This window comes from Methylobacterium sp. CB376 (assembly GCF_029714205.1).
Taxonomy (GTDB): domain Bacteria; phylum Pseudomonadota; class Alphaproteobacteria; order Rhizobiales; family Beijerinckiaceae; genus Methylobacterium.
The window spans coordinates 6,565,319-6,584,074 of the sequence record NZ_CP121648.1 but is presented as its reverse complement, the minus strand read 5'-3'; the positions used below and the strand labels follow the sequence as shown (position 1 = coordinate 6,584,074).

The 18,756-nt window shown below is 73.1% G+C and carries 19 protein-coding genes and 1 pseudogene; 5 read left to right on the top strand and 15 right to left on the bottom strand.

Translation table 11 applies throughout. The features are described 5' to 3' along the window. Positions 1 to 104 precede the first annotated feature (104 nt). Positions 105 to 944, top strand: a complete 840-nt coding sequence (locus QA634_RS30375) for a LysR substrate-binding domain-containing protein (RefSeq protein ID WP_012335675.1) — start codon at positions 105 to 107, stop codon at positions 942 to 944. A gap of 26 nt (positions 945 to 970) precedes the next feature. Here QA634_RS30375 and QA634_RS30370 read toward each other — a convergent pair whose 3' ends face one another. The 3 genes from QA634_RS30370 to QA634_RS30360 form a co-directional block, all read right to left on the bottom strand. After that, positions 971 to 1,141: a Flp family type IVb pilin gene (locus QA634_RS30370; RefSeq protein WP_236728862.1), complete on the bottom strand. Its 171-nt coding sequence runs from the start codon at positions 1,139 to 1,141 to the stop codon at positions 971 to 973. 193 nt (positions 1,142 to 1,334) lie between these two features. After that, positions 1,335 to 1,655: a DUF3072 domain-containing protein gene (locus QA634_RS30365; RefSeq protein WP_012335673.1), complete on the bottom strand. Its 321-nt coding sequence runs from the start codon at positions 1,653 to 1,655 to the stop codon at positions 1,335 to 1,337. A gap of 147 nt (positions 1,656 to 1,802) precedes the next feature. Continuing rightward, complete coding sequence (locus QA634_RS30360) at positions 1,803 to 2,690, bottom strand: branched-chain amino acid aminotransferase (RefSeq protein ID WP_012335672.1); 888 nt, start codon at positions 2,688 to 2,690, stop codon at positions 1,803 to 1,805. A 192-nt stretch (positions 2,691 to 2,882) separates the two neighbouring features. On the opposite strand from QA634_RS30360, the gene QA634_RS30355 reads away from it, so the two are divergent. The 4 genes from QA634_RS30355 to QA634_RS30340 all read left to right on the top strand — a co-directional run bounded on the left by QA634_RS30355 (position 2,883) and on the right by QA634_RS30340 (position 7,184). Beyond that, a complete protein-coding gene (locus QA634_RS30355) occupies positions 2,883 to 3,563 on the top strand; it encodes a MarR family winged helix-turn-helix transcriptional regulator (protein ID WP_012335671.1) in 681 nt (226 codons plus the stop codon). A 4-nt stretch (positions 3,564 to 3,567) separates the two neighbouring features. Further along, positions 3,568 to 4,290: a response regulator gene (locus tag QA634_RS30350; RefSeq protein ID WP_012335670.1), complete on the top strand. Its 723-nt coding sequence runs from the start codon at positions 3,568 to 3,570 to the stop codon at positions 4,288 to 4,290. Continuing rightward, on the top strand, positions 4,291 to 5,715 hold the full coding sequence (locus tag QA634_RS30345; RefSeq protein WP_012335669.1) for an ATP-binding protein: 1,425 nt from the start codon (positions 4,291 to 4,293) through the stop codon (positions 5,713 to 5,715). Between the two features lie 86 nt (positions 5,716 to 5,801). Further along, a complete protein-coding gene (locus QA634_RS30340; RefSeq protein ID WP_283027019.1) occupies positions 5,802 to 7,184 on the top strand; it encodes a capsule biosynthesis protein in 1,383 nt (460 codons plus the stop codon). A gap of 193 nt (positions 7,185 to 7,377) precedes the next feature. On the opposite strand, the gene denD is transcribed toward QA634_RS30340, so the two are convergent. The 12 genes and pseudogenes from denD to gap form a co-directional block, all read right to left on the bottom strand. Then, positions 7,378 to 8,358, bottom strand: a complete 981-nt coding sequence (denD, locus tag QA634_RS30335; RefSeq protein ID WP_012335667.1) for a D-erythronate dehydrogenase — start codon at positions 8,356 to 8,358, stop codon at positions 7,378 to 7,380. A gap of 20 nt (positions 8,359 to 8,378) precedes the next feature. Next, on the bottom strand, positions 8,379 to 9,125 hold the full coding sequence (locus tag QA634_RS30330) for an SDR family oxidoreductase (protein ID WP_012335666.1): 747 nt from the start codon (positions 9,123 to 9,125) through the stop codon (positions 8,379 to 8,381). A 22-nt stretch (positions 9,126 to 9,147) separates the two neighbouring features. Continuing rightward, complete coding sequence (locus QA634_RS30325) at positions 9,148 to 10,314, bottom strand: GNAT family N-acetyltransferase (RefSeq protein ID WP_012335665.1); 1,167 nt, start codon at positions 10,312 to 10,314, stop codon at positions 9,148 to 9,150. Further along, positions 10,311 to 11,153 carry an isocitrate lyase/PEP mutase family protein gene (locus QA634_RS30320; RefSeq protein ID WP_012335664.1) on the bottom strand — a complete coding sequence of 281 codons (843 nt, stop codon included), beginning with the start codon at positions 11,151 to 11,153 and terminating at the stop codon, positions 10,311 to 10,313. Before QA634_RS30320 ends, QA634_RS30325 begins: the two co-directional genes overlap by 4 nt. A 99-nt stretch (positions 11,154 to 11,252) precedes the next feature. Continuing rightward, on the bottom strand, positions 11,253 to 11,798 hold the full coding sequence (locus QA634_RS30315; RefSeq protein WP_012335663.1) for an adenine phosphoribosyltransferase: 546 nt from the start codon (positions 11,796 to 11,798) through the stop codon (positions 11,253 to 11,255). A gap of 130 nt (positions 11,799 to 11,928) precedes the next feature. Continuing rightward, entirely contained in the window at positions 11,929 to 12,723 is a 795-nt protein-coding gene (locus QA634_RS30310; protein WP_012335662.1) for an inositol monophosphatase family protein, read from the bottom strand. Positions 12,724 to 12,835: 112 nt separating this feature from the next. Continuing rightward, the gene (locus tag QA634_RS30305) at positions 12,836 to 13,801 is read right to left on the bottom strand and encodes a tetratricopeptide repeat protein (protein WP_012335661.1); all 966 of its coding nucleotides are present in this window, start codon (positions 13,799 to 13,801) and stop codon (positions 12,836 to 12,838) included. Further along, a pseudogene (locus QA634_RS30300) lies at positions 13,798 to 14,489 on the bottom strand (thiamine phosphate synthase). Before QA634_RS30300 ends, QA634_RS30305 begins: the two are co-directional and overlap by 4 nt. A 208-nt stretch (positions 14,490 to 14,697) precedes the next feature. Further along, the gene (gene fba, locus QA634_RS30295) at positions 14,698 to 15,786 is read right to left on the bottom strand and encodes a class II fructose-bisphosphate aldolase (protein WP_012335659.1); all 1,089 of its coding nucleotides are present in this window, start codon (positions 15,784 to 15,786) and stop codon (positions 14,698 to 14,700) included. Positions 15,787 to 15,871: 85 nt separating this feature from the next. Beyond that, entirely contained in the window at positions 15,872 to 17,068 is a 1,197-nt protein-coding gene (locus QA634_RS30290) for a phosphoglycerate kinase (RefSeq protein WP_012335658.1), read from the bottom strand. A gap of 80 nt (positions 17,069 to 17,148) precedes the next feature. After that, on the bottom strand, positions 17,149 to 17,649 hold the full coding sequence (locus tag QA634_RS30285) for a hypothetical protein (protein ID WP_012335657.1): 501 nt from the start codon (positions 17,647 to 17,649) through the stop codon (positions 17,149 to 17,151). 91 nt (positions 17,650 to 17,740) lie between these two features. Next, complete coding sequence (gap, locus tag QA634_RS30280; RefSeq protein ID WP_012335656.1) at positions 17,741 to 18,748, bottom strand: type I glyceraldehyde-3-phosphate dehydrogenase; 1,008 nt, start codon at positions 18,746 to 18,748, stop codon at positions 17,741 to 17,743. Positions 18,749 to 18,756 lie beyond the last annotated feature (8 nt).

Below are 18,756 nucleotides of genomic sequence, written 5' to 3'. Positions count from 1 at the left end.
CGGCGCGACCGATCCGTTGAGCGAATGCTTGAGATGTGTCACATCACGGAAGCTGATGAAAGGAGGCCGCCCTGCACCCCCTCGACATCGACCAGCTGCGCAGCTTGGTGGCGATCGCCGAAACCGGCTCCTTCACCCAGGCCGCCGAGCGCGTGCACAAGACGCAATCGGCCGTCTCGATGCAGATGAAGCGGCTGGAGGAGCGGATCGGGCGCGAGATCTTCGCCCGGGCCGGGCGCGGGGTGCGGCTCACCGACGACGGGGAGCGCCTCCTCGACTACGCGCGGCGGATCGTGTGGCTGCAGACCGAGTGCCTCGCGCGCTTCGCCGAGGGCGACCTCGCGGGCCGGGTGCGGCTCGGCCTGCCCGACGACTACGCCGAGCGCTACCTGCCGGAGATCCTGGCCCGCTTCGCGCGGGCGCATCCGCGCGCCGAGGTGACGGTGGTCTGCGAGCCCACCGACATGCTGGTCGCCCGGATCGGGAGCGGCGACCTCGACCTCGCCATCATCACGGAGGCGCGCCACCGCGGCAGCATCGAGACGATCCGCACCGAGGCGCTGCTCTGGGTCGGGTCGGGCCGCCACCGCACCCACGCGCAGACGCCCCTGCCGCTCGCCCTCGGGCGCCCGGCCTGCGTCTGGCGCGCGGCGGCGCTCGCGGCCCTGGAGCGGGTCGGCCGCCCCAACCGCATCCTGTTCGTGAGCTGGAGCTCGACCGCGGTCGGCGCCGCGGTGCTGGCGGGCCTCGCCGTCTCGGTCCTGCCCGAGAGCGCGCTCAGGCCCGGGATGCGGATCCTCTCCCCGGCGGACGGGTTTCCCGCCCTCCCCACCTGCCGGATCGGGCTCATGCGCCCGCGCATCCCGGAGCCGATGCCGCTGGCCGACGCCCTCGCGGCGCAGATCCGCGAGTGCCTCGACAATCTCGGGATCGCCGCGGAATAGGAGCGGCGTCGGCGGGGCCCGCGCGCTCACGGCTTCGAGAGCACGTTCACCACCTGGCTGCTGAAGTTGGCGTAGAGATTCCCGGTCTGATTGCCGTACAGGCTCAAGCCCCCGACCAGCGCCAGGAAGATGAAACCGGCGATCATCACGTACTCGATCGCCGTGCTCCCTGAGGAATCGCACAGGAACAGTCGCACGGTTTTGGCACGCAGCCATCTGCCGGTCACGACACGCCCCCCTCCACCTCACAGTGCAACGATAGGGCGGAACTCCCTCATCATCGGTTAAGAGAACCCCCGAAAGTGCGCCGCCCGCCACGCCTCTTCCGCAGGGTCAGGGCCGGCCTGGTCGGCCGCCCTGCCCGGATCAACCTTCCTGGTCAGCCCCTGGTCAGCCCTTGCCGGTCGCCTTGCGCAGGGCGTCGATCCGCTCCGAGGCCTCGGCCTTGTCGAGATCGGGATCGTAGGCCTCGCCGTCCCCGGCCTGCTCCGACAGGGTCTTGAGGTAGGAGGCCTGCGCGCCGGTCATCGGCTCGTGCCCGGTCGTCCAGTCCTTCGGATCCTTGATCCGGTTCGAGGGCTCCGCCGCCTCGGGCGCGGTCTTCGGATTCTCCGCCGCGCGAGTCTCGGCCGCGCGAGTCTCGGCCGCGTGGGTCTTGGCCGCGTGCGTCTCCGCCGCGTGGGATTTGGCCGCGTGAGTCTTGGCCGTCATGTCGGCTCCTCTGTTCCCGTATTGTTCTCGTCGGGGGAACGCGCGGAGGAGGCGCCCTGTTCCGTCCCCGGCCGCGACATCCCGCGCCCGGGGACGCCGCCGCGGGAATGCGGCGGCGCGGTGCTCGGGAGAGGTCTCCCGGGCGGGTCAGGCCGCCTTGGCGCGGGGCTGCACCTCGGCGGTGTAATCGTCCATCAGGGCGCGGGTGAGCGCCGCCGGGTGGAACCGGTAGGGGCCGATCTCGGAGACCGGGGTCACCTCGGCGGCCGAGCCGGTGATGAAGCACTCCGAGAAGCCCGCCATCTCCTCGGGCCGGATGCGCCGCTCGATCACCTCGACGCCGCGGCGGCGGGCGAGCTCGATCACCGTCTGGCGGGTGATGCCGTTGAGGAAGCGGTCGGCGAGCGGGGTGTGGATCGCGCCGTCCCGGATGAAGAAGACGTTGGCGCCGGTGCACTCGGCGACGTTGTCCTCCCAGTCGAGCATCAGCGCGTCGGCGTAGCCCTTCTTCTCGGCCCGGTGCTTGGAGATCGTGCAGATCATGTACAGGCCCGCCGCCTTCGAGGCGGAGGGCGCCGTGCGCGGGTCGGGACGCCGGTACTCGGCGAGGTCGAGGCGGATGCCCTTCATCTTGGTGGCCGGGTCGAAGTAGCTCGGCCATTCCCAGGCCGCGATGGCGAGGTGGATGGTGTTGTTCTGCGCCGAGACGCCCATCATCTCCGAGCCGCGCCACGCCACCGGGCGCAGATAGGCGTCCTGCAGACCGCTCTCCTTCAGGACGAGGGCCTTGGCGGCGTCGATCTCGGCCACGGAGAACGGGATCTCGAAATCGAGGAGCTCGGCCGAGCGGCGCAGCCGCTGCGAATGCTCCGTGCTCTTGAAGATCTGCCCGCCATAGGCGCGCTCGCCCTCGAACACGCAGGAGCCGTAATGGAGCCCGTGGCTGAGGACGTGAATCTTCGCGTCCGCCCACGGCACCATGCGGCCGTCGAACCAGATGTGGCCTTCACGCTGGTCGAAGGGGATGACGGACATGACGATGATCCTCGGTTGCGGTTCGTGTCCGGAAGGGCGGGCCGGCTCGCAATCTTCGTGCTTCAGCGACGCGAATGGCGTTCGTTCGTTGCGCCGGCGGGGTTGACGGGTATCAACGGGGCTGAGATATGTCAACAAGGCTGACATAAATCGGACGGCCGGGCGGGGCCCGGAGATCGGGGCGGTGAGACCATGGACAGGACGGCGAACCGAGCTGCCCGAACCCGGCCGAACCCCGCGGAGGGGCCGCGCGCGGCGCCGGCCGACCCGGCCGGCGAGGCCCCGCCGGACCCGGCGAACGAGGACCTGCCGGAGGTCGGCCACGCCTACGACCTGATCGAACTCCTGTTCTTCGCCTATCGGGACTTCGTCTCCGATCCGGACCGCATCCTGGCGGAATACGGCTTCGGGCGGGCGCACCACCGGGTGCTGCACTTCGTGGAGCGCAATCCCGGCCTCACGATCGCCGAACTCCTCGATATCCTGCGCATCACCAAGCAGAGCCTCAACCGGGTGCTCAAGGAGTTGATCGAGTCGGGCTACATCGCGCAGCGCGCCGGGACGAGCGACCGCCGCCACCGGCTGCTGACCTGCACCCCCAAGGGGCATCGGCTGGCCGCGGACCTCGCCCGCCTGCAGGGCGAGCGGGTGCGGCGGGCCCTGGCCGAGGCCGGCCCGGCTGCCCGCGGCCCGGCGAGCCGCTTCCTCCTTGCAATGATCGATGCCGGCGACCGCCCGGCGGTGCGCCGCCTGATCGCGGCGGCGCCGGACGGCGCCGGGGCGGGATCCGGCGCCGGGGCGGCACTCGGCGCCGCGCCGGCACTCGGCGCCGCGCCGGCACTCGGCGCCGCGCCGGCGCCCGAGGAGGGCTGAGGGAATGACGGCGCTCGCCGCCCGGGCGGATCTCCCCGACCACGCGCCCCACATCCTCGTCGTCGACGACGACCGGCGCCTGCGGGACCTGCTCTCGCGCTTCCTCTACGAGCAGGGCTACCGGGTGACCGCCGCGGCGAGCGCCGCGGAGGCCCGCGCCAAGGGGGCGAACCTCGTCTTCGACGCCCTCGTCCTCGACGTGATGATGCCGGGCGAGACCGGCTTCGACTACGCCCGCCAGATCCGGCAGACCTCGCAGGTGCCGATCCTGATGCTCACCGCCCGCTCGAACCCGAACGACCGGGTGACGGGGCTGGAGATCGGGGCGGACGATTACCTGCCCAAGCCCTTCGAGCCCCGCGAGCTGATCCTGCGGCTCAACAACATCCTGCGCCGCAGCGCGGGCAGCGGGCCGGTCGGCGCGGCGGCGCCCCTCGACGCGGTGCGCTTCGGCCCCTTCCTGTTCCGGGTCGAGCGCGGGGAACTCACCCGCGACGAGGAGCCGATCCGGGTGAGCGAGCGCGAGCGCGAGATCCTCACCATCCTGGCCCTGGCCAAGGGCGGGAACGTCGCCCGCGAGGCGCTCACCGGCGGGGCGGAGCCGGGCAACGAGCGCACCATCGACGTGCAGATGAACCGCCTGCGCCGCAAGCTCGAGGACGATCCGGCCAATCCCCGCTACCTGCAGACGGTGCGGGGGATCGGCTACCGGCTCGTGCTCGACTAGATGGCGCTGCCCGGCGGGATCGCGGGCGCCGCGGAGGCGGGCGCCGCGGAGGAAGGAGCCGCCCGCCCGACCCTGGCCGCACAGCTCTCGCCGGCCGCGCTCTGGCGCCGCCTCGGCCGGGCGCTGGGCGAGCGGCTGCCCAAGGGCCTCTACGCCCGCTCCCTGATCATCATCATCGCGCCGGTCGTGCTGCTGCAATCGGTGATCGCCTACACCTTCATGGAGCGGCACTGGCAGCTGGTGACGCGGCGCCTCTCCGCGGCGGTGACGGCCGACGTCGCGGCGCTGATCGACATCTACGAGAGCTACCCCCAGGACCGGGATGCCGAGACGCTGCAGCGCATCGCGGAGCAGCGCCTCAAGCTCGACGTCGACATCCTGGAGGGGGCCAGGATCCCGGCGCCGGGCCCGCGGCCGTTCTTCTCCCTCCTCGACGAGGCCCTCTCGGACGAGATCCGCCGCCAGATCAAGCGGCCGTTCTGGATCGACACGGTCGGCCGCTCCAGCCTGATCGAGATCCGGGTGGCGATCCCGGGCGGGGTGATGCGGGTGATCGCCAAGCGCAGCCAGGCCTACGCCTCGAACTCGCACATCTTCCTGCTCTGGATGGGCGGGACCTCGCTGGTGCTGCTCGGGGTGGCGATCCTGTTCCTGCGCAACCAGATCCGGCCGATCCTGCGGCTCGCCGACGTCGCCGAGAGCTTCGGCAAGGGCCGGGACGTCGAGTTCCGTCCCCGCGGCGCCCGCGAGGTGCGCAAGGCCGGCCACGCCTTCATCGAGATGAAGCGGCGCATCGAGCGGGCGATGGAGCAGCGCACCGCGATGCTGAACGGGGTGAGCCACGACCTGCGCACGATCCTGACCCGCTTCCGCCTGTCGCTGGCGCTGCTGGAGCAGAATCCGGAGATCGAGGACCTCCTGCGCGACGTGGACGAGATGAGCCGGATGCTGGAGGCCTACCTCGCCTTCGCGCGGGGCGATTCGGGCGAGCAGGCCGCCCCCGTCGACATCCGGGCGCTGCTGGAGGACCTGCGCACCGACGTGGAGCGCCTGGGCGGCCACGTGAGCGAGGTCACGCTCGAGGGGCCCGCCACCGTGACGGTGCGGCCCGACGCCTTCCGGCGCTGCCTGTTCAACCTCGCGGCCAATGCGGCGCGCTACGGGGAGACGATCGCGCTGACCGCCCGCCAGGAGAGCCGCTGGCTCGCGGTCTCGATCGACGACGACGGGCCGGGGATCTCGCCGGAGCGGCGCGAGGAGGTGTTCAAGCCCTTCGTGCGCCTCGACGACGCGCGCCAGGATGCGGGCGGCTCCGGGCTCGGCCTCGCCATCGCCCTCGACATCGCCCGCGCCCATGGCGGCGACATCGCGCTCCACGATTCGCCCCTCGGGGGCCTGCGCGCGACGGTGCGGATCCCCGCGTGAGCGCCCCCTCACAAATTGGTCGCGATGTGGCCCTAGAGCGCTCGCGGCCGAGGGGGATGCCGGCTCGGCGCGAGGGAGTGCGGCGCATGGCGGAAGCGGGGATCTCGGCCGAGGCGGCCAGGGCTCCCGAGCGGATCCTGCGCCCGCCCGGACTCTCGCGCCGCCGCCGCCGCCCTCTCCCCCGCCCCCGAACCGGACCTCGTCATGACGGCCGACGCCCGCCCCCGACCGGCCAGCCGCTCGAACCGATCGAGCGCTCGCGGCTGATCTCCGAGTCGCTGCGCCAGATGGCGCGCATCTCGCGCTACAACGATCCGCGCCAGCAGCTGCGCGAGGCGCGGGCCCAGCGGCGGCGCGACTACGTCACGCCGATCCTGTTCCTGGCCCTGTTCGTGCTCCCCTCGCTCGCCGGGATCGGGGTGTTCGGGTTCTACCTCTCGGACCGCTACGTGGCGGAGACGCAGTTCGCGATCCGCCCGGCCGTGGGCGCGACCGAGGCCGGGGGCCGCGGCGAGAGCGGCAGCGGGGGCAGCGGGGGCAGCGGCAACGCTTTCGCGAGCGTGATCGGCCAGATGATCGCCCAGGACATCGCGCTCGCGGCCGAGTACATTACCAGCCGGCCGATGGTGGAGGCGGTCGAGCGCGCGCTGCCCCTGCGCGCGATCTTCTCCCGCGACTCCATCGACGAGTTCTCGCGCTTCGACGCCGAGGAGCCGGTCGAGAGGCTGGTGCGCTACTGGCGCGACCGCGTCCAGGTCACGGTCGAGGGGGCCGGCCTCGTCTCCGTGAAGGTGAACGCCTTCGCCCCCGAGGAGGCGGTGGCGATCAGCCGGGCGATCCTCGCCGAGAGCGAGCGGCGGATCAACGAACTCACCGCCAAGGCCCGCGAGGACGCGCTCGCCGAGAGCGAGCGCGCGCTCGCGCGCGCCGAGGAGCGCCTGACCGGGCTCCAGGTCGAGATGCGCAACCTGCGCAACCGCGGCGGCGTGCTCGACGCCGAGAAGACCGCCGGCATCAACGTCAAGATGGTCGCGCAGGTGCGCGAGCAGCGCATCGCGCTCGGCGTGCGGCTCGCGCTGCTGCAGCGCGACCTCAAGGAGGACACCCGCAGCGTCCAGGATCTCAAGGCGCAGATCGCGCAGCTCGACGCCACGATCGCGGGCCTGGAGCGGGAGGCGACGACGCAGGATCCGAACCAGCGGCGGGTCCTGTCCGACGCCCTCACGCGCTTCGAGCAGCTGGAGGTCGACCGCAAGAACGCGCAGGCCTTCTACGGCCGCATGATCGCCGCGCGCGAGCAGGCGCGGATGATCGCCGACCGCCAGGTCGAGTTCTTCACCGTCGCGGTGCAGCCGAGCCTGCCGCAATCGGCCGAGCAGCCGCGGCGGCTGCAGTGGATCGCCGTCACCGAGGCGGGCGCCGCCCTCGCCTTCGGCCTGTCGATCCTGCTGCGCAACCAGCTGACCTGATCCGGTCCCCTGCCGGGCGGCGGGAGACCCCGCGGGCGGCCCCGCCCGCGGCGGCCGCCCTCATCCGCCATCCGGTTGATGGCTTCGCCATCTCCGATTTCGGCCATGCGGATGTCGGCGTCGCTCAGGCGCCGCGCACAGGCGCCGCGCAGGCTGGTGATCCGGGACCCGCTTCGATCAACCGGATCCCGGGTCAGGCGGCGATCCTGCCGCCGAGCTCGTCCTCGATATGCACCCGGATGATCGTCTCGAAATCCGGCTCCGCCGTGAAGCCGAGGTCCAGCGCCCGGCGGGGGTCGAAGGCGCGCGGCCAGCCCGCCACGATGCGCTCGACCGTCGGGTCGGGGACGCGGCGGATGCGCGCGACCACCGCCTCGCCGGCGACGCGGCGCAGGGCCTCGATCTGCTCGGCCACCGTGACGGCGACGCCCGGCATGGTCAGGTTGCGGCGGTCGCCCAGCCGCGCGCCCTCGATCGTGGCGGCGTGGAGGAGGAAGCCGACCGCGGCGCGGGGCGAGGCGTGCCAGTGGCGCACGCCGTCGGGCACCGGCAGCACCGCCTCCTGCCCGGCGAGCGGCTCGCGGATGATGCCCGAGAAGAAGCCCGAGGCCGCCTTGTTGGGCTTGCCCGGCCGCACGCAGATCGTGGGGAGCCGGATCCCGACCCCGTCGAGGAAGCCCCGCCGCGTGTAGTCCGAGAGGAGAAGCTCGCCGATCGCCTTCTGGGTGCCGTAGCTGGTGAGCGGGGCGGTCAGGTACTCGTCGCCGATCACGTCGGGCATCGGCGCGCCGAAGACCGCGATCGAGGAGGTGAAGACGAGGCGCGGGCGGTAGCCGTCCCCGATCGCCCGCACCGCGTCGAGGAGGGCCCGCGTGCCGTCCAGGTTGATCCGGTAGCCCTTGTCGAAATCGGCCTCCGCCTCGCCCGAGACGATCGCCGCGAGGTGGAAGATGACGTCGGGGCGGCCGGCGACCAGCCGCTCCGCCTCGCCGGGCAGCGACAGGTCCGAGGCCGAGAGCGCGACCGGGAAGCGGGCGGCGGGCGCCTCGGGCGCCACCACGTCGTGCAGGGTGAGCCGGGTGATCGGCTCGGCCCCGAGCCGGCCGTCGCGCAGGAGGCGGGCGAGGAGCTTGCGGCCGACCATGCCGGCCGCGCCGAGGATCAGGATGTGCATGGCTGGGATCCCGGTGCCGGTCAGAGCGCGAAGCCGCCATCGACCAGGTGGGTCTGGCCGGTGGTGAAGCGGGATTCGTCCGAGGCGAGGTAGACGGCGAGCGCGGCCACCTCCTCGGCGCGGCCGAGGCGGCCCATCGGTTGGCGGTCGATGAAGCTCTGCCGGGCCTCGGCCTCGCTGGTGCCGGTCTGGGCGGCGAGCGCCTTGATCCGCTCGTCGAGGGAGGGCGACTGGATCGTGCCGGGGCAGATGGCGTTGGCGCGCACGCCCTGGCGGATGAAGTCGCGGGCCACCGCCATGGTGAGGCCGATCACCGCCGCCTTGGTGGTGCCGTAGACGTAGCGGTTGGGCGCGGTGGCGAGGGTCGAGACCGCCGAGGCGATGTTGACGATGGAGCCGTGGCCGCGCTCCAGCATGCCGGGCAGGAAGGTCCGGATGGTCCGGTGCATCGAGCGCACGTTGAGGTCGAAGGCGAGGTCCCACTCCGCGTCGGTGCAGTCGAGGATCGTGCCGTGATGGACGAAGCCCGCCGCGTTGACCAGGATGTCGACCGGGCCGGCGCCCCGCGCGAAGGCCGCCACCGCCTCGTCCGAGCGCACGTCGAGGGACGCCGTCGCGGCGCCGCTCAGCCCTTCGAGCTTGCCCGCGTCGAGGTCGGTCGCGAGCACGCGGGCGCCCTCCGCCAGGAACGCCTCGGCGATCGCCCGGCCGATCCCCTGCCCCGCCGCCGTGACCACGGCGCTCCTGCCCGCAAGACGTCCCACCATGCGCTCCCTCCCCAGCCGCCCGTCACGCGAGGCGTTTCACCATGTGCACCAGCCGGCGGTCCGGGCGGGCCTCGACCCGCTCCGTCGTCCAGCCGTGCCGCGCGTACCAGCCGATCGCGCGCGCGAGCTTCTCTCCCGTGTAGAGGCGCAGGCAGGAGAGGTCGAGATGCTTCGCGCGGGCCTCGGCCGCCGCGAGCAGGCCGGCGCCGAGGCCCCGGTCCTGGCGGGACGGCGCCACCGCGATGCTCCAGACCAGGAGGTGGTCGGGCCTCGGATCGAGGATGAGGGCGCCCGCGAGGTCGTCCCCCTCCTCCAGGAGCCAGACCTCGTGCGCGGCGAGCACGGCCTCGGGGGGCGTGAGGAGCGGCAGCGGCTCGGCGCCGAGCAGCGCCCGGTTGGGCGCGTAGGCCGCCGCCTGCAGGGCGCCGAGCGCCCGGAGGTCCGCCCGGGTCGCCCGGCGCAGCGGATGGCCCGGGATGGAGGGCGCGTTCAGCACCGAGAGGCGCAGGCGCTGGCCGCCGTCCGGGGAGAAGTTCTCGGGGGCGAGCCAGCGGTCGAGGCCCTGCGCCACCTGCGGCCATTCCCGGTCGAGGATCGAGTACCACGCCGTGTCCCGGTTGCGGCCCTTCACGATCATGGCCTGCCGGAAGACGCCCTCGGGGGTGAAGCCGAGGCGCAGGGCCGCCGCCCGCGACGGCGCGTTGAGGGCGTTGCACTTCCACTCGTAGCGGCGGTAGCCGAGGCCGAACGCGTGGGCGGCGAGGAGCCGCATCGCCTCGGTGGCGCCGGGCGAGCGCTGCAGGGCGGGCGTGTACAGGATGTGGCCGACCTCGATCACCCGGTTCGCCGGGTCGATCCGCATCAGCGCGGCGTGGCCGAGCGCCCGGCCCGAGCGGGCATCGAGGATGGCGAAGAACAGGGGATCCTCCGAGGCCGCGCCCGCCCTGAGGTAATCCTGGAAGGCGGCCGCCTCCGGGAAGGGCCCGCGGGCCATGTAGAGCCACAGGGCCTCGGTGCCCGGGCCGACCGCGCCGCCCGCGAGGTCCGGCCCGTGCGCCGCCGCGTCGAGGGGGGCCAGGGTGACGAAGCGCCCGCGCAGGGTGACGCGCGCCGGGCGGGGCGCCGGATCGGCCGGGACGACGGGGGCGCCGACCGGGAGGCCGGTCGCCGGATCGGTCTCGTGGCTCATCGGGCCGCGCGGTCCTCTCGGAAGAAGCCGTTGAGGTCGGAGAAGCTCACCGAGCCGTCGAAGCCGGCGAAGCTGCCCTCCTGGCGGATGCGCTTGGCGGCGCGGATGAAACCGGTCCAGGCGGCGCGCGCGAGGGACGAGCCGACGCTGACGCGCCGCACCCCGAGGGCTTCGAGATCCGCGACCCGCAGCCCCGCATTGGTGCTGACCAGCAGGTTCACGGGCTTGGGCGCCACCGCCGCCACGACGGCGCGGATCTCCTCGCGGCGCTTGGGGCCGGGCGCGTAGAGCACGTCGGCCCCCGCCTCCGCGTAGGCCTGCAGGCGGCGCAGCACCTCGGGGAGCGGCTCGGGGTGGCCGACCAGGTAGGCCTCGCAGCGGGCGGTCAGCAGCACCTCGCCCCCGGCCTCGTCGATCGCCGCGCGGGCGGCCCGGATCCGCTCGACCGCCAGGCCGAGGTCGTAGAGGGGGGCGCCGCGATCGCCGGTCGCGTCCTCGATCGAGAGGCCGGCGATCCCGGTGGCGACGCAGAGCCGGACATTCGCCGCGACGCCCTCGGGGTCGTGGGCGTAGCCGGATTCGAGATCGGCGTTGACCGGCAGGTCAGTGGCCTGCGCGATCTCGGCGATGTGGGCGAGCATCGCGTCCCGGGGCACCGCCCAGTCGGTGTCGGGCAGCCCGCGCGAGAAGGCGAAGCCGGAACTCGTGCTGGCGAGCGCCGGGAAGCCGAGGGCGGCGAGGTAGCGGGCGGTGCCGATGTCCCAGGGGTTCGGCATCACGAAGCAGCCGCTCGCGTGGAGGGCCCGGAAGGCGGCGCGGCGGGCGGAGACGTCGGTCATGCGGACCTCCCAGCGGCCCTGACGCGTCGCGGGGCCGCCCTCCTGTCCGGAGGTGCCCCGCGGGCCGTCATCGTGGACCGGAACGGCGCGGGCGCGCCCTCAATGCCCCTCGAACTCGACCAGGGTGAAGACCGGCACGTCGAGGGCGCGCAGCCTCGCGGCGCCGCCCAGTGCGGGCAGGTCGATGACGAAGCAGGCCGCCACCACCTCGGCGCCGATCTGGCGCAGGAGGTTCACGGCCGCCTCCGCCGTGCCGCCGGTGGCGATCAGGTCGTCGACCAGCACGACCCGGTCCCCCGGCTTCACCGCGTCCGAGTGGATCTCCATCTCGTCGGTGCCGTATTCGAGCGCGTAGGCGATCGACACCGTGGTGTGGGGCAGCTTGCCCTTCTTGCGGATCGGGACGAAGCCCGAGGAGAGCTGGTGGGCCACCGCCCCGCCCAGGATGAAGCCCCTGGCCTCGATGCCGGCGACCCGGTCGATCCGCCCGCCCGCGAAGGGATGGACCAGGGCGTCGACCGCGCGCCGGAACGCGCCCGGATCGCCGAGCAGCGTCGTGATGTCCCGGAAGACGATGCCCGGCTTCGGGTAATCCGGGATCGAGCGGATCGCGTCCTTCAGCGCGGAGAGCGTGCGCGGGTCCATGCGGGAGCCTTTGGGGTCGAGACGCCACGGCCCAAACGGTCGAGCCGGAGGCGGGTTAGAGCAGATCGCGGCCGCGCTGGAAAGCGCCCGGCCGCTCCCGGGGGCCGGCGCCCCCATCCGCGCACGAGGCTCAGGCGTTGGCCTTCCTGAGCAGGGCGACGAGGTCGCGGTGCAGCCCCTCGTTGCCGCAGGCGACCGACCGGGCCGCGAGCGCGTCCGGCCCGCCATCGGCGCTGGTGGCGAAGCCGCCCGCCTCGCGCACCAGGATCAGCCCCGCCGCCATGTCCCAGGTCTGCAGGTCGCGCTCCCAGTAGAGGTCGGCCCGGCCGCAGGCCACGTAGGCGAGGTCGAGGGCGGCCGAGCCGAAGCGGCGCACGCCCCCCGTCACGGCCATCACGGTGCCGAGCTCCTTGAGCAGCCGCGGGTGGTTGCCGCGGCCCAGATAGGGCGAGCCGTAGAGCACGAGCGCGTCGGCGAGGTCGCCGCGGGCGGAGACGCGCAGCCGCCGATTGTTGAGGAAGGCGCCCTTGCCGCGCTCGGCGATGAACAATTCGTCCTTGATCGGGTCGTAGATCACGCCCGCGACGACCACGCCCTCGCGCTCCAGCCCGACCGAGATGCAGAAATGCGGGATCCCGTGCAGGAAGTTGGTGGTGCCGTCGAGGGGATCGACGTGCCACGTATGGGTCTTGTCGGAGCCCTCGACGGCGCCGCCCTCCTCCATCACGAGGCCGTAGCCGGGCCGCGCCTTCATGAGGGACTCGCGCAGGCTGGCCTCGGCGCGCCGGTCGGCGGCGGTGACGAAGTCGCCCGGGCCCTTGCGCGAGACCTGGAGGTTCTCGACCTCGCCGAAATCGCGCTTGAGGCCCCGCGCGGCCTTGCGCACGGCATCGACCATCACGGTCATGAGGGGAGAGTTGATCATCGCGAGAGGGTCCGGTTGCGTGGCGGCTCGGGCCGGGGGCGGGCGGCATGGACGGGCGCCCGCGCGGGGCGCGGGGCGCGCGCCGGCCGCCCTCTGGAATTGGGGTCCGGCCTTAAGGCGTCATCCGGTCCGCGGCAAGGCGCTCGGCCCGCGCGCGCTCCTCCGCCGTGAGCCCGGCGGCCACCTGGGCCAGCCACGCGTCGCTCAGGCCCTGGGCGCTCGCCGCCATGTTCCAGGCCGCCGCCTCGACGAGGTTCTTGGGCACGCCCCGTCCGGCCGCGTAGAGCCGGGCGATGCGGTTCTGCGCCACGGCGTTGCCCCGGTAGGCGGCGTGGCGGAAGTAGCGGGCGGCCCTCGCCTCGTCCTTGGCCACGCCCTCGCCGTTGAAGAGCAGGATCGAGAACTCGACCTCGCCGGCGATGTCGCCGTTGTCGGCCGCGCGGCGGAACAGGGAGGCCGCCTCGGCGAGGTCCTTCGCCACGCCGCGGCCCTTCAGGTAGAGGATCCCGAGCGCGTGCTGGGCGGCCGGCACCTCCTGGTCGGCGGCCCGGCGCAGCAGCGTCGCGGCGCGGGCGAGGTCCTCGGGCGAGCCGGTGCCGAGCAGGATCAGGGCGAGGTTGTAGGATGCGGTGGGCTCGCCCTTGGCGGCGGCCTTCTCCAGCCAGGCCCGGCCGGCCGCCAGGTCCTTGCGCAGGCCGCGGCCCTCGATCGCCATCATGGCGAGCAGGCCCATGGCCGGCGCGTCGCCGAGATCGGCCGCGAGCCGGTACCACTCGGCCGCCTTGGCGGGGCTCTGCCGCACCCCGAGGCCCTGGTTGTAGAGCTCGCCGAGCAGCGTCATGGCCGGGGCGTCGGCCTTGTTGGCCTCGAGCCGCTTCGTCGCCTCGCGGAAGGCGGCGTTGTAGTAGCCGCGCTGATAGGCGCCGTAGGCGACGTCCGCCTTCGGGTCGGTGCTGCCGATGGCGGGCGGCAGGGTGGTGGCGCCCGGCAGCAGCGCGGTCGGCATCGTGGTGGAGGGCGCGGCCGCGGCCCCGCCGGCGAGGAGCAGCGCGAGCCCGGCGAGGGCGTTCCGCCTCACGCGGCGCCTCCCGCCAGCCGCGCCTGGGCCTGCGCCACGGCGTCGGGGCCCTGGGTGCCCGCGCCCTCCCGGAGGGCGGGGCCCTCCCGGAGGGCGGGGCCCTCCCACAGGGCGGGGTCGAGGGCGACGAACTCGGCCCCGGTCGCGGCGAGGTCCGCGACCGCGTCGAGGCTGCGGGCCAGGGCCACGCAGGGGGTCTCGAAGATCTCCGCCCACCACGCGGCGAGGGCGCGGGTGCCGGCGGGCGTGGCCCGGGGCTCCTCGCCGAACAGCACGTAATCGGCTCCCGCCTCCCCGGCTTCCATGGCGGCGTGGCGGGAGGTCAGGGATCCGACCCCGAGGATGCGCCCGTCGCGCAGGCGCTCGCGCAGGTCGCGCAGGGCCTCGCCGGGCTCCTCGCCCGCCCCCGCGTGGACGCCGTCCGCCCCGCCCGGGCGGCGAGGGCCACGGGGTCGATGCCCGGCGCGTCGCAGGCGACCACCAGGGCGGCGCCGGCCTCCTGCACGGCGGGCGCCACGTCCTTGACGCGCCTGATCAGGGCGCGCTCGTCGGCGGCGGCCAGCCGCAGGATCACCGCCGCCACGTCCCCGGCCCGGCAGGCGGCCGAGAGGCGCGCGGCGAGATCGGGGCCGGATTCCGGGCCGGCGATCAGGACGAGGCGGGTCTTCGGGGGATGGGGGGTCGGCATCGTCGGGTCGCTCATGAGCGCTGTGTGGCGTGGGCGCTGTGTGGCGTGGCAACGCTTCAAAAGTATGGCGCGCGCTCCGCGTCCCTCACGCGCCGACGCGCCTGCCTCGGCGACGGCAGGCCCGTTCGACGCAGCCGAGCTTTGCCGCGACAGCGGCTCTCCGGCGCGGGACCCCCGTCCTGCGCCGGAGACAGGACCGCGGCCCGCCCTACTCGGCGGCCGCCTTGCGGGTCGCCCCGAAGGACGGGTCGAGCTTGCCGGCGGCGTAGCGCTTGGCCATCTCGGAGAGCGAGACCGGACGGATCTTGCCGGCCTGCCCGGCCGTGCCGAACTCCTCGAAGCGCTGCTTGCACAGCTTCGTCATCGCGTCCATGGCGGGCTTGAGGTACTTGCGCGGGTCGAACTCCGCCTTGTTCTCGGCCAGCACCTTGCGGATCTGGCCCGTCATCGCCATCCGGTTGTCGGTGTCGATGTTGATCTTGCGCACGCCGTGCTTGATGCCGCGCTGGATCTCCTCCACGGGCACGCCCCAGGTCGGCTTCATCTCGCCGCCGTACTGGTTGATGATGTCCTGCAGGTCCTGCGGCACCGAGGAGGAGCCGTGCATCACCAAGTGGGTGTTGGGCAGGCGGCGGTTGATCTCCTCGATCACGTGCATGGCGAGCACGGCGCCGTCCGGCTTGCGGGTGAACTTGTAGGCGCCGTGGCTGGTGCCCATGGCGACCGCGAGCGCGTCGACCTTGGTGGCCTCGACGAACTTCACCGCCTCCTCCGGGTCGGTGAGGAGCTGGTCGTGGCTGAGCGTGCCCTCGGCGCCGTGGCCGTCCTCGGCCTCGCCCTGGCCGCTCTCCAGCGAGCCCAGCACGCCGAGTTCGCCCTCCACGGAGACGCCGGCCCAATGCGCCATCTCGGCCACCTTGCGGGTGATCTCGACGTTGTAGGCGTAGTCGGCCGGGGTCTTGCCGTCCGCCTTGAGCGATCCGTCCATCATCACCGAGGTGAAGCCGTACTGGATCGCGGTCGCGCAGGTCGCCTCGTTGTTGCCGTGGTCGAGATGCATGCAGACCGGGATGTGGGGGTAGATCTCGACGAGGCCGTCGATCAGCTTGGCCAGCACGACGTCGTTGGCGTAGGCGCGCGCGCCCCGGCTCGCCTGCAGGATGACGGGCGAGTCGGTCGCGTCGGCGGCCGCCATGATGGCCAGCCCCTGCTCCATGTTGTTGATGTTGAAGGCCGGGACCCCGTAGCCGTGCTCGGCCGCGTGGTCCAGAAGCTGCCTCAGCGTGATACGCGCCATCTCCAACCCTCCGAGAGAACCGACTTCCACCAGTATAGGCGATCGGGGCGCCGCCGTCCTCACGGCCGCACCCTGAACGCGAGCCTCACGCCCTGAGCGCGTCGACGCCGGGCAGGGGCTTGCCCTCGAGCCATTCGAGGAAGGCGCCGCCGGCCGTGGAGACGTAGGTGAAGGCCTCGGCCACGCCCGCGTGGTTGAGGGCCGCCACCGTGTCGCCGCCGCCCGCCACCGAGACGAGCCGGCCCGCCCGGGTGCGCTCGGCCGCGTGGCGCGCCGCCGCGACCGTGCCCTGGTCGAAGGGCGGGAACTCGAAGGCGCCGAGCGGCCCGTTCCAGACCAGCGTCCGGGCGTCGTTGAGGGCGGCGGCCACCCGCTCGACCGATTGCGAGCCGACGTCGAGGATCATGCCGGCCTGCGGGATCGCGTCCACCCCGTAGGTGTGGTGGGGCGCGTTCGCCTTGAACTCCTCCGCCACCACCGCGTCGACCGGCAGGATGATGGCGCAGTTCTTCTCGCGGGCCGCCTCGATGATGCGCAGGGCCGTGCCGGCGAGGTCCTTCTCGCAGAGCGACTTGCCGACCCCGAGGCCGGCCGCGTGCAGGAAGGTGTTGGCCATGCCCCCGCCGATCACCAGGGCGTCGACCTTGCCGACGAGGTTCACCAGGAGGTCGATCTTGGTCGAGACCTTGGAGCCGCCGACGATCGCGACCACCGGCCGGGCCGGCGCCTCCAGGCCCTTGGTCAGCGCCTCGATCTCGGCCTGCATCAGGCGCCCCGCATAGGCCGGCAGGACGTGGGCGAGGCCCTCGGTCGAGGCGTGGGCCCGGTGCGAGGCGGAGAAGGCCTCGTTGACGTAGACGTCGCCGTTGCGGGCGAGCGCCCTCGCGAAATCGGGGTCGTTCTTCTCCTCGCCCGGGTGGAAGCGGGTGTTCTCCAGCATCACCACGTCGCCGTCGCCGAGCGCCGCCACGGCGGCCGCGGCCGCCTCGCCGACGCAATCCTCCGCGAAGGCGACCGGGCGGCCGAGATCGGCCGCCACCGCCTCGGCGATCGGGCGCAGGGATTCCTTGGGGTCGGGCTTGCCCTTGGGGCGGCCGAAATGCGCGAGCAGCACCACGCGCCCGCCGGCCTCGGCGATCTCCCGGATCGTCGGCAGCACCCGGGTGATCCGGGTCGCGTCGCTGACGCGGCCGTTCTCCATCGGCACGTTGAGGTCGACGCGGACGAGGACGCGCTTGCCCTTCAGGTCGCCGGCATCGTCGAGGGTACGGAAACGGGTCATGGACCTCGGGCCTCCTTGGGCGGGATTCCTGGGGCTGGATTCACGGGACGGAATTCACGGGGCGGGATTCGCGGCGCGGATCAGCGGGGCGGGATGAGGTTCTGGAGGTTGAGGCGCTGCGCCGCGAGCGTGAGCGCCACCGTCAGCACGGCGGTGATGATCGCCGTCAGGAGCAGGGTGCCGAAGCCCGGCAGCCGCCGGGTGCGGTCGGCGACGGCGCGCAATTCGCTGCGCAGGGCGGCGAGGTCGGACTGGCGGGCGGATTCGTTCATCCGCTGGCTCGCCGCCTCGACCCGGTCCTCGACGCGGGACAGGAGCGCCTCCGAGCGGGCGTACTTGTCCTCGATGCGCGAGGCCTTGTCCTCGATGCGGGCGAGCTGGTCGGCGACCGGGGGCGGCAGGCTCGCGGCCGGCTCGGGGCGCCGGGCGGCCTCGGCCGCCGCGGCGGGTGCGGCGCCGGCTGCCGCAGCGGTGCCGGCGGGGGCCGCCGCGGCGGGTGCGAGCGCGGTGCCGGCCGGCACCGGCAGCGGGCTCGCGGTGGCGGTTCCGGAGGTGGAGGTGACGTCCGTCGCGTCGGTCATGGCTGCTCCTCGGTCTCGCCCCGCCGCGGCGGGGCGCCGGTTCGCGGGAAGAGAGGGCGCCGGGCGGGGGATCCCCGCCCGGGATCGAGGCTCAGATCAGCTTGGCGAGGGCGACCGCGGTGTCGGCCATGCGGTTCGAGAAGCCCCACTCGTTGTCGTACCAGGACAGCACCCGCACGAAGGTCCCGTCCATCACCTTGGTCTGGTCGATGTGGAAGGTCGAGGAATGCGGGTCGTGGTTGAAGTCGATCGAGACGTTCGGGGCCTCGGTGTAGCCGAGCACGCCCTTGAGCGGCCCGTTCGCCGCCGCCTTGATCGCCTCGTTGATCTCGGCGACCGAGGTGGCGCGCTTGGCCACGAACTTGAAGTCGACGACCGAGACGTTCGGGGTCGGCACCCGGATCGAGGTGCCGTCGAGCTTGCCGTTCAGCTCCGGCAGGACGAGGCCCACCGCCTTGGCGGCGCCCGTCGTGGTCGGGATCATCGACAGGGCCGCGGCGCGGGCCCGGTAGAGATCCTTGTGCATCTGATCCAGCGACGGCTGGTCGTTGGTGTAGGAGTGGATCGTCGTCATGAAGCCGCGCTCGATCCCGACCGCGTCGTTGAGCACCTTGGCGACCGGCGCGAGGCAGTTCGTCGTGCAGGAGGCGTTCGAGATCACGAGGTGGTCGGCGGTCAGCTTGTCGTGGTTGACGCCGTACACGACGGTGAGGTCGGCGCCGTCCGAGGGGGCCGAGACGATGACGCGCTTGGCGCCCGCGTCCAGGTGGGCCTTGGCCTTGTCGCGCGCCGTGAAGATGCCGGTGCATTCCAGGGCGATGTCGACGCCGAGCTCGCGATGGGGCAGCTCGGCCGGGCTCTTGATCGCGGTGACGCGGATGCGCTGGCCGTCGACCACGATGGCGTCGCCCTCGACCTTCACCTCGCCCGGGAAGCGGCCGTGCACGGAATCGTAGCGCAGCAGGTGGGCGTTGGTCTCGACCGGCCCGAGATCGTTGATGGCGACGACCTCGACGTCCGTGCGCCCCGCCTCCTTGATGGCGCGCAGGACGTTGCGCCCGATGCGTCCGAAGCCGTTGATGGCGACCTTGACCGTCATGTCGATGA

Excerpts from the sequence above, each read along its gene's own strand:
- QA634_RS30365 (WP_012335673.1), bottom strand. The coding sequence starts at position 1,655 with ATGACGGCCAAGACTCACGCGGCCAAATCCCACGCGGCGGAGACGCAC.
- QA634_RS30360 (WP_012335672.1), bottom strand. The coding sequence starts at position 2,690 with ATGTCCGTCATCCCCTTCGACCAGCGTGAAGGCCACATCTGGTTCGAC.
- QA634_RS30355 (WP_012335671.1), top strand. The coding sequence starts at position 2,883 with ATGGACAGGACGGCGAACCGAGCTGCCCGAACCCGGCCGAACCCCGCG.
- QA634_RS30350 (WP_012335670.1), top strand. The coding sequence starts at position 3,568 with ATGACGGCGCTCGCCGCCCGGGCGGATCTCCCCGACCACGCGCCCCAC.
- QA634_RS30345 (WP_012335669.1), top strand. The coding sequence starts at position 4,291 with ATGGCGCTGCCCGGCGGGATCGCGGGCGCCGCGGAGGCGGGCGCCGCG.
- QA634_RS30340 (WP_283027019.1), top strand. The coding sequence starts at position 5,802 with ATGGCGGAAGCGGGGATCTCGGCCGAGGCGGCCAGGGCTCCCGAGCGG.
- denD (WP_012335667.1), bottom strand. The coding sequence starts at position 8,358 with ATGCACATCCTGATCCTCGGCGCGGCCGGCATGGTCGGCCGCAAGCTC.
- QA634_RS30330 (WP_012335666.1), bottom strand. The coding sequence starts at position 9,125 with ATGGTGGGACGTCTTGCGGGCAGGAGCGCCGTGGTCACGGCGGCGGGG.
- QA634_RS30325 (WP_012335665.1), bottom strand. The coding sequence starts at position 10,314 with ATGAGCCACGAGACCGATCCGGCGACCGGCCTCCCGGTCGGCGCCCCC.
- QA634_RS30320 (WP_012335664.1), bottom strand. The coding sequence starts at position 11,153 with ATGACCGACGTCTCCGCCCGCCGCGCCGCCTTCCGGGCCCTCCACGCG.
- QA634_RS30315 (WP_012335663.1), bottom strand. The coding sequence starts at position 11,798 with ATGGACCCGCGCACGCTCTCCGCGCTGAAGGACGCGATCCGCTCGATC.
- QA634_RS30310 (WP_012335662.1), bottom strand. The coding sequence starts at position 12,723 with ATGATCAACTCTCCCCTCATGACCGTGATGGTCGATGCCGTGCGCAAG.
- fba (WP_012335659.1), bottom strand. The coding sequence starts at position 15,786 with ATGGCGCGTATCACGCTGAGGCAGCTTCTGGACCACGCGGCCGAGCAC.
- QA634_RS30290 (WP_012335658.1), bottom strand. The coding sequence starts at position 17,068 with ATGACCCGTTTCCGTACCCTCGACGATGCCGGCGACCTGAAGGGCAAG.
- QA634_RS30285 (WP_012335657.1), bottom strand. The coding sequence starts at position 17,649 with ATGACCGACGCGACGGACGTCACCTCCACCTCCGGAACCGCCACCGCG.
- gap (WP_012335656.1), bottom strand. The coding sequence starts at position 18,748 with ATGACGGTCAAGGTCGCCATCAACGGCTTCGGACGCATCGGGCGCAAC.